At 69.7% G+C, this 8,455-nt stretch carries 8 protein-coding genes; 3 read left to right on the top strand and 5 right to left on the bottom strand.

Translation table 11 applies throughout. From position 1 onward, the window contains the following. Nucleotides 1–27: 27 nt before the first annotated feature. The 5 genes from ABT381_RS01245 to ABT381_RS01265 form a co-directional block, all read right to left on the bottom strand. Nucleotides 28–1,203 (bottom strand): acyl-CoA dehydrogenase family protein, encoded by a 1,176-nt coding sequence (locus tag ABT381_RS01245; protein WP_351586286.1) that lies wholly within the window; start codon nt 1,201–1,203, stop codon nt 28–30. Between the two features lie 79 nt (nt 1,204–1,282). Further along, the gene (locus ABT381_RS01250) at nt 1,283–1,702 is read right to left on the bottom strand and encodes a YybH family protein (RefSeq protein ID WP_351586288.1); all 420 of its coding nucleotides are present in this window, start codon (nt 1,700–1,702) and stop codon (nt 1,283–1,285) included. A gap of 76 nt (nt 1,703–1,778) precedes the next feature. Continuing rightward, nucleotides 1,779–3,197, bottom strand: a complete 1,419-nt coding sequence (locus tag ABT381_RS01255) for a flavin monoamine oxidase family protein (RefSeq protein WP_351586290.1) — start codon at nt 3,195–3,197, stop codon at nt 1,779–1,781. A 125-nt stretch (nt 3,198–3,322) separates the two neighbouring features. Then, on the bottom strand, nt 3,323–3,703 hold the full coding sequence (locus ABT381_RS01260; protein WP_351586292.1) for a YybH family protein: 381 nt from the start codon (nt 3,701–3,703) through the stop codon (nt 3,323–3,325). Between the two features lie 245 nt (nt 3,704–3,948). After that, the gene (locus tag ABT381_RS01265; RefSeq protein ID WP_351586294.1) at nt 3,949–4,530 is read right to left on the bottom strand and encodes a maleylpyruvate isomerase N-terminal domain-containing protein; all 582 of its coding nucleotides are present in this window, start codon (nt 4,528–4,530) and stop codon (nt 3,949–3,951) included. A 225-nt stretch (nt 4,531–4,755) separates the two neighbouring features. Between ABT381_RS01265 and ABT381_RS01270 the strand changes: the two genes are divergently transcribed. From ABT381_RS01270 to ABT381_RS01280, 3 genes are all read left to right on the top strand, one after another. After that, nucleotides 4,756–5,931, top strand: coding sequence for an acyl-CoA dehydrogenase family protein (locus ABT381_RS01270; RefSeq protein WP_351586296.1), 1,176 nt, complete (start codon nt 4,756–4,758; stop codon nt 5,929–5,931). Nucleotides 5,932–5,987: 56 nt separating this feature from the next. Next, nucleotides 5,988–6,875, top strand: coding sequence for an NAD(P)-dependent oxidoreductase (locus ABT381_RS01275; protein WP_351586298.1), 888 nt, complete (start codon nt 5,988–5,990; stop codon nt 6,873–6,875). Nucleotides 6,876–6,982: 107 nt separating this feature from the next. Further along, nucleotides 6,983–8,392 (top strand): flavin monoamine oxidase family protein, encoded by a 1,410-nt coding sequence (locus tag ABT381_RS01280; RefSeq protein WP_351586300.1) that lies wholly within the window; start codon nt 6,983–6,985, stop codon nt 8,390–8,392. Nucleotides 8,393–8,455 lie beyond the last annotated feature (63 nt).

An 8,455-nucleotide genomic window follows, 5' to 3' on the forward strand; every position in this document is an offset into this window, starting at 1 on the left:
TTCGCTGCTCAGCGCGCTCGGAGGAGATCAGAGGAAGTACGTGCCCGGCTCCAGGCCGGCCAGGACCCGTCCCTGGACCTCCAGGTTGGCATTGAGCTGCACCAGCGCATGCAGCGAAAACCCCTGGATGTCGCGGTGGAAGCGCTGCAGGTCCACATCGCGCCGGATGACCGAGCCACCGCTCGCGGAGAACAGCAGCTCCACCGCCTCCTTGGCCAGCTGCGCGGCGTACGCCGTTTGGCCGCGAACCACGGCCTTCTCGGCGTCGGTGGGCTGCTCACCGGCATCGGCCGCGGTCTGGAGGACCTCCAGCCAGCGGCCGGCGAGTGCCTCGGCCGCATCGATCTTGTTGGCCGCCGTGGCCACCTGCTGCTGGGTGAGCGGGTGCAGGCGCTGGTCGGTCCACTCCGTGTACGTGATGCCGCGGCCGGGCAGCCGCTCCAGGAAGAGTTCGTACGCACCGCGGGCGATGCCCACGAACGCCGCCGCGACACCGGAGAGCACGTACCCGAGCAGGCCGTAATTGCGCCCCGTCGCACCCGTGTTGGAGCGTTCCCCCGTCGCGCTGACCATGGCCTCTTCCAGGGCCACCACGCGATGCGCGGGTACGAAGACATCCGTGGCGGTCGTGGTGACACTGCCGGTGCCCGAGCCGGCGGAGACGTCCCAGTCGTCGGCGAGGCTCAGCTCGGCGGTGGGCACCAGGGCGACCAGTTCCTCACTGGTCCCGTCCGGGTGCTCGACCATGGCGGCCAGCAGGTCCCAATCAGCGCCCCGGCAGCCGGAGTTGAACCGCCAGGTTCCATTGAGCCGGTAGCCGCCGTCGACGGGGACGAGCGTACCGGTGGGCGCGAACACGATGGACACCCGTGTGCTGCCGCCCGTGAAGACCCCTTCCTGGGCCCGGTCGGGATACAACGAGGCGGCCCAGGTGCTGGTCAGCCAGACCATGGTCAGCCAGCCGGTGGACGGGCAGCCGCGGGCGACCTCCGCGATCACCTTGAACTGTCCGGCCGCGTCGAGGTCGAGGCCCCCGTGGGCCCGCGGCACGGCCGCGCGGAACACCCCCGCCTTCTCCAGCAGATCCAGGTTCTCCTGGGGGATCCACCGGTTCTCCTCCGCGCCCGCGCCGTTGCGGCGCAGGGTGGGCACGATGTCCCGTACGGCGTCCAGTACGGACGCCAGTTCTTCCTGTGTGGCCACTGTTGCTCCTCGCTCGACCTGCGGATGGCACCTACGGCATGACGGGACCCCCTGGCGGGCCAGGGGGTCCCGTCGCGTACTAGTCGGCGACCAGTCCCGTCGCGGCGACCGGCCGGTCGATGGCCATCAGCCAGCGGCCGTCGGCGGTGCGCCGCAGCACGTCGGTGCAGTTGCCTTCCAGGCGGACCGGCTCACCGTCGGGGCCGGTGGAGTCGATGCGGTAGTCGACGCCGATCAGCGCCACGTCACCGGCGACGTAGGAATGCGTGACGGTCGCCTTCAGGGTGGGCTTGGCCGCCAGGAAGTCCTTGAAGAACTTCAGCCGGGCGGCGCCCGTCAGGGGCTCGCCGGAGAAGTTCGAGATCGAGTCCTCCAGGTAGAGACGGTTGAACAGCTCGCCGTCACCCGAGTTGAACACCTGGATGAAGATCTCGTTCTGGGTATCGGTGTCATCGGTGAGATCGGGGCGTTCCGGGTCGAAGTCGACGGTGAAGGACATGAGTGTGCCGTTCCCTTCCGGTGGTTGAATGGCCGAAGCCGAGGTGAGGTGCGCGAGGCGCGGACGGACGTGCGGCCTATGCCTCGCCGGCTGCCTGCCTGGCGGCGCGCAGACCCGATTCGATGGCGCCGTCGATGAAGCCGCTCCAGCCGTTGGCGATGTCACCGCTGGCGAAGGAGAGCCGGCCCTTGGGCTCGGTCACGTCCGGGTAGAGCGTGGTGAGCTGGCCCGGCCTGCGGAACGCCCAGCCGCCGCGCGCATAAGGATCCCGGCCCCAGTCGTGCGCCTTGACGCCGATGACGTCGAGGTCCACCCCGAGCTTCTGCACCGCGCTCTTGACCTGCGCGGTGCTGGCCGGGTCGAGGGTCGGGTCGGTACTGAAGGCGATGTACAGCATGCCCTCGGAGGTTTCCTTGAAGGGCAGCAGCATGGGGATCGGCGAGCCGCCCTCGGCGCCCTGGCCGTAGAACCGGCCCGCTCCCTTGCGGGCGTGGATCCACAGCTTGACCGCGTTCTTCACGGCGATGCCCTGGTCCGACGCGGCCGTCAGGGCAGGGGGCAAGGAGGGCGAGAACTTGAGGGTGGACCAGGCGTTGGCCGGGATCGCGACGACGACCTTCGCGGCGCTGTACTTCCTGCCCGCCTTGGTGGTGACGTAGACCGTGGCGCCGGTGTCGGCGACGGAGGCGACCGGTGTGCTCAGCCGGACGGTCGGCCTCGTCTCGTCGATCATCGCCTGGAGCAGGGCGTGGGTGCCCTTGGCTATGCGGTAGCGCTGGGTGTCGTTCCAGCCCGCGTTGGACCAGCCGGCCAGTGCCCACCACTGCGCGAACATGGTGAACGCACCCATGTCGCTCGTGCCGCCGGAGTACACCGCGGTCTGCCCGTTGATGAGCAGCTCTTCCTCGGGTGTGAGGGAGAGCTGATTCAGCCGGTCGCGGAGCGTCAGCTTGTCCAGGCTCTGCAGCAGATCCGCGCGGTACAGCGGCTCGTACGGCTTCGCGAAGTACTCCCGGGACCCGTCGTACATCCGGTCGAAAATGGCGCCGATGCGGCCGAATCCGTCGTCCGGCGTGAACTCCTTCGGCCCGCTCGGCGTCGGCAAGAACGCCCGCTCGATCGGCTGGTCCTCCTCCAGCGCCAGCGAATAACGCTTGAGTTCGGCGCCGAGGTGCGGCTGGGTCGCCTCGACCCAGGTGCCGCCGCGCTCCACCAACTGCCCGGCGTACGTGTCCGTCCAGGTGCGCCCGCCGATCCGGTCGCGGGCCTCCAGGACGAGCACGCGCTTGCCGCGGGCCCGCAGCTCGCGGGCCGCCGTGAGGCCGGCGAAGCCCGCGCCGATGACGATGACGTCCCAGTCGGTGCTCTCCTCGGCCGGACTCGCACCCGACGCGACACTGGCGAGGGCGCCGGCCGCGGGCACCGCGACGGCCGCCGCTCCCGCCGCCCTGAGGAGTGTGCGGCGTGACGGCCGCCGGTGACTATTGGGCTTCATGATCGGACTGTTCCCCCGTGTACTCACTGCCGTCCCGCATCGCGGAACGGTCCCGTCTTTCTGATCTTCTTGCTGATGGGACTGTTGTTCCTCTGTGCCGCCGCGGACGTACCGCCGCGGACGGATCAGCTCTGCTGCCCGTACGGGTCGTCGATCGCGTACCGCCATATCCGGTCCTCGCCCCGGGTCAGCACATCGACGCCGATCCCTTCCAGGCGCTCGGGTGCGCCGTCGTCGTCGACGGACTCGATCACCCAGTCGACGATCATCAGGGCGGTGTCTCCGGTGACGAACGACTGCCGCGGCGTAGCCGTCATCTTCGGCCGGCGGGCCAGGAAGGCCCGCTGATATTCCTTGCGGGCGTTGCCGGTGAGCGGCTTGCCCGGCTCCCATACGGCGACGGCGTCCGCGGTGTAGAAACCGTCGACCGTGTCGAAGTCGCCGGCGTTGAACGCCTCGACATACTGCGAGGTGTGCTTTTCCAGATCCGCGTCGAGCTGCGACATGGTGGTATCTGCCTGCCTTCTTCAGGAGGGGCTCGGCGTCTGCTGCGGGAGTGACGCCTGTGCATTCCGTGGCCCGACACTATGGGGCCCGGTTCAACGTCCCGCCCATGTCGCGGTAATGAGTTGATCTCTCCGACCGGTGCGCCACGGGAGGCCGTGAATTCTCCCGTTATGCAAAATGCCGCCGGCGACTCCCGGAGGAGTCGCCGGCGGCACATCGGACCGTCGCGGATCGCGTCATTCCGTCATCGGACGCGGCCGTCCCACTGCCATCCCGCACGGCGCGGCAGGCCGGGGAGTTCAAGGCGGCCCGTACACCACAGCAGGGTCTCGGCGGGCCCGTGTCCGGCGGGGGCGTCGGGGAAGAGGCGCTCGACCACGGGGGCGGCCAGCTCGTCCGACGGTACGTAGTCGACACCGACGGCGCGCCCGATGTCCCGGCCGTGTACGACCAGTTCAAGGATGCCCATGGCGGCGAAACCGGCGGCGTCGGAGTGTCCGTACGGGTGCCAGGCGCGGACCTCGGGCGGGGTGTCGCGGACCGTGCCGGCCAGCAGCGTGCCGGCGATCCGGAGGCCTTCGAGGGCGGCCGGAACGGGAGCGTGCTCGTCGATCGAGGAGAACAGCGTGATGTAGCGGTCGGTGGGCCGGGCGATGAGCAGACCCGCGTATCCCACGACGCCGAGCGCGATGTGCGAAAGGGTTTCCCGGCAGTCCCAGTCCAGCTCGCCGGCCTTTTGGCGCCAGTCCTGGTGCGCGCCCTTTTCCAGTGCCGCGGTGGTGTCTTCGGTCGCGGTCCTTACGAGGTCAGGCCATGAAAGTGTCATGCAGGGGATGGTGTCATACGCCACCGCCCGGGTCGCCGCCGTTCATTTCCGAGTAACTGCGCGGTAATTGCGCAGGTCAATTGGGTGGCGCGGGTGATGACCGGGCAATGGGCAAAGTCTTACTGAGTTCTGCCCGGCATTCAGTAATGTTCCCGGTGCCCTGAGAGTGCTGTGCTTTCGCGCCTCTCGACCGGCAAGAAGGAACCGCACTATCGAGGAGCCGGAATGGCCACGAACGACGACCTGGCAGCCGTACTGGATGCCGTGCGCAGCATCGTCCCGACCCTCCGCGAGAACGGCCGCGCGGGGGAGGAGAGGGGCTGGCTCTTGGACGAGAGCATCGAACTCCTCGAAAAGGCCGGGGTGTTCCGCATGGCCGTGCCCCGGCGGTTCGGCGGCCTCGACCTGCCCCTCGCCGACCAGACGAAGGTCATCACCGAGATCGGCCGCGGCTGCCCGGCCGCCGCATGGGTGACCATGGTGTGGGTGACGAGCACCTGGACCGCCACGCTCTACCCGGACAAGGCCCAGGAGGAGATCTTCGCCGACGGCTCGGTCAAGATCTCCAGCGCCTTCGCGCCGACCGGCATCGCGACCCCCACGGACGGCGGCTACCTCCTCAACGGCAGCTGGAAGTTCAACACCGGCTGCAAGGGCGCCGACTGGGACTTCACGGCCGCGATGGTGGAGAACCCGGACGGCAGCCAGGGCGAGATCATGGCCGTCGTCCCGATGAGCGACCTGAAGGTGGTCGACGACTGGGACGTCTCAGCGGGCGCCGGCACCGGCAGCGCCACCGCGGTCGCCGAGAACGTCTTCGTACCGGCGCACCACGCGGTGTCCTTCGAGGAAGTGATGGTCAGCGCGACCGGGGACCGCTCCAACACCGGTGCCACCGGACGCAATTACGGGCTGCTCAGCTTTGTCATGGCCGAGTGCGCCGCGGTGTTCATCGGCATCGCGCGCGGTGCGTACGAACTGTTCCTCGACCGGCTGCCCGGCCGCGGGATCACGTACACCGACTGGACCGACCAGAAGCTGCACCCGCTGACGCAGATACAGGTCGCCACCGCGGCCAACAAGATCGACGCCGCCGAGGCCCTGTCCGAGCGCTGGCTGACGCTGCTTCAGGAGCGGGCCGACGCCGGGGTGCAGCCGACCGACGCGGAGAAGGCGATCGTGCGCGGCCAGACCGCGTTCGCCGCCCAGCTGTCCAAGGAGGCGGTGGAGATCCTCTTCAACGCCAGCGGGGGATCGGTCATCCGGCGCGATGTCCATCTGCAGCGCTTCCACCGCGACATCCAGGGCTTTTCCCTGCACGCCCTCGCCCAGGTCGACGTGAATCTGGAGCTGCAGGGCCGGGTCCTGCTCGGCATGGAGCCGGGGACCGTCTTTCTCTGAGCCGGCCGGGCTCAGCACCTTTCTTTTCCGTACGACGTGCAATGGAGGACTTTTTCATGGGTGACAACCGCAACGCGGTGACGGTCATCGGCCTCGGCCTGATGGGACAGGCGCTGGCCGCCACGTTCCTCAAGGCAGGCCACAGGACGACCGTATGGAACCGCTCGGCGGACAAGGCCGGCAAGCTCGTCGCGGACGGCGCGGTCCTGGCCGCCACGCCGGCCGAGGCGGTCGCCGCGAGCGAGCTCGTGGTCGTCTGCGTGTCGACGTACGACGTGGTCCACGACGTCATCGGCTCGCTCGGCGACGGCCTGCGCGGCAAGGTCGTGGTCAACCTGACCAGCGGCTCCTCCGACCAGGCCCGGCAGACCGCCGAGTGGGCGCGGAAGCACGGCGCCCAGTACCTCGACGGCGCCATCATGATCACGCCGCCCGGTATCGGCGCCGAGACCTCCGTGCTCTTCTACGCCGGCGACAAGGGCGTCTTCGACGCCCACGAGCCCGTCCTGAAGCAGCTCGGCGGCGGCACCACCTACCTCGGCACCGACCATGGCAAGCCTTCGCTGTTCGACGTCTCGCTGCTCGGTCTGATGTGGGGCACCCTGAACAGCTTCCTGCACGGTGTCGCGGTGGTGGAGACCGCCGGCGTCAAGGCGGAGGAGTTCCTGCCCTGGGCGCACATGTGGCTCGATGCCATCAAGATGTTCACGGCCGACTACGCCGCCCAGATCGACGCGGGTGACGGCAAGTTCCCCGCCAACGACGCCACCCTTGAGACGCACCTGGCCGCGCTCAAGCACCTCGTCCACGAGAGCGAGGCGATCGGCGTCGACGCCGAACTGCCCAAGTACTCCGAGGCGCTGATGGAGCGCATCGTCGCGCAGGGGCACGCCAAGAACAGCTACGCCAGCGTGATCAAGGCTTTCCGCAAGCCTGCCGAGTAAGGCGTTCGGTCACCCCTGACCAGGGGCCGGTTCTGCACCCCCGGCAGACCGGCCCCTTCCGCTTGCCCGGCCATTTCGCCGAGGCGCACCTTTCAAAGGAGATTCGTGTGCACGACCAAGACGGCAAGCGGCCCGGCCGCACCGATCGAAGAACGCTGCTCAAGGCCGCGGGTGCGGCGGCGCTCACCGCCGGTCTGAGCACGGCCGCGAGCGGGCCCGCCGCGGCCGACGACCGGCCCTGGGACGCCATCGTCATCGGCGCCGGTTACGCGGGCGGCACCGTTGCCCGCGAGCTGAGCGCACGCGGCCTGTCCGTCCTGGTCCTGGAGGCCCGCGACCGGATCGGCGGGCGCATCAGGACCGAGACGTTCGCCGGCGAGCGCATCGAGCTGGGTGGTGGCTGGTTCGGCCCCGGACAGGACCTCGTCGCCCGGGAACTGACCCGTTACTCGCTCACCACCAGCGAGGACGTGCACGCCACCCGCATGGTCATGCCGACCGCCGGCGGTTACCGCAGCCACGCCCCGGAGGAGGCCCTCGGGCGGCTCGGCACCTTGTTCGCGGAGTTCTACGCCGGTTCCGACAGGTACTTCGAGCGGCCCTACGAACCGCTGTACCGCACGGACCTCCTGAAGAGCGTCGACCCCCTGTCGCTGGCCGACCGCATCGCCCAGCTCGCGCTGTCCCCGGAGGACCACGACTGGGTGAGCGGTGCCACCTCGGTCTTCGCGGGTGGCAACCGCGTCGGCGCACTGACCGGACTGGCCCAGTGGTACCAGCTCGCCGGCGGCACGTACGACGGGTTCCTCTCGGTGATGAGCCTGAAGCCCGAGGGCGGCATGCTCGCGGTCCTGGAGCGGATGTTCCGCGACGCCGGGGCGACGGTCCGGCTCAACTCGCCGGTCACCGCGGTCCGCGAGAGCGGCGGCCTCACCCGCGTCGAGGTGAGCGGCGGCCGGGTCTACAAAGCGCCGGTGGTCGTGGTCGCGACGCCGGTCAACCTCTGGCGCACGATCACCTTCGCGCCCGGGCTGCCCAAGGCGCACGCGGACGCCGCTCGCGAGGGCATCGGCGTACCGCACGCCACCAAGCTGTGGCTGCACGTGCGCGGTACCTCCGAGCCGGTGTACGCGCAGGCTCCGGAGGGCGCCCCGATCCTGCTGATGCTGCCGCAGGCGGAACTCCCCGACGGCCGCCTCTTCGTCGCCTTCACCGGGCCCGCGCTCGATGTGTCGGACCCGGCGGCGGTACGGGCGGCGGTGCGCGAGCTCGTACCGGAGGCCACGGTCGTCGATCACCGGGCCATGGAGTGGAACAAGGACCGGTACGCGCGCGGCGGCTGGGGCCTGCGGCGGCCCGGCCAGCTCCTGCGCCAGCTGCCGGCGATCCAGGAGCCGCACGGCCGGATCGTCTTCGCGGGCGGCGACATCGCCGGCGGCTGGCACGGTGCCTTCGTGGAGGGAGCCCTGGAGTCGGGCTTCCGGGCCGCGGAGCAGGCCGCCGCCCTCCTCGGCTGACCGGCCCCGAGCACTTCCGGCACGCCATTACCGGGCGTTTCTCATTCGTTCCACAGCCCGGTA

The sequence above is a fragment of the Streptomyces sp. NPDC000151 genome (genome assembly GCF_040301705.1).
In the GTDB taxonomy this organism is placed as follows: Bacteria; Actinomycetota; Actinomycetes; order Streptomycetales; family Streptomycetaceae; genus Streptomyces.

What these genes read in the sequence shown, in the direction of transcription:
- ABT381_RS01260 (WP_351586292.1), bottom strand. Translation starts at nt 3,703, where the DNA reads ATGTCGCAGCTCGACGCGGATCTGGAAAAGCACACCTCGCAGTATGTC.
- ABT381_RS01275 (WP_351586298.1), top strand. Translation starts at nt 5,988, where the DNA reads ATGGGTGACAACCGCAACGCGGTGACGGTCATCGGCCTCGGCCTGATG.
- ABT381_RS01250 (WP_351586288.1), bottom strand. Translation starts at nt 1,702, where the DNA reads ATGTCCTTCACCGTCGACTTCGACCCGGAACGCCCCGATCTCACCGAT.
- ABT381_RS01265 (WP_351586294.1), bottom strand. Translation starts at nt 4,530, where the DNA reads ATGACACTTTCATGGCCTGACCTCGTAAGGACCGCGACCGAAGACACC.
- ABT381_RS01270 (WP_351586296.1), top strand. Translation starts at nt 4,756, where the DNA reads ATGGCCACGAACGACGACCTGGCAGCCGTACTGGATGCCGTGCGCAGC.
- ABT381_RS01255 (WP_351586290.1), bottom strand. Translation starts at nt 3,197, where the DNA reads ATGAAGCCCAATAGTCACCGGCGGCCGTCACGCCGCACACTCCTCAGG.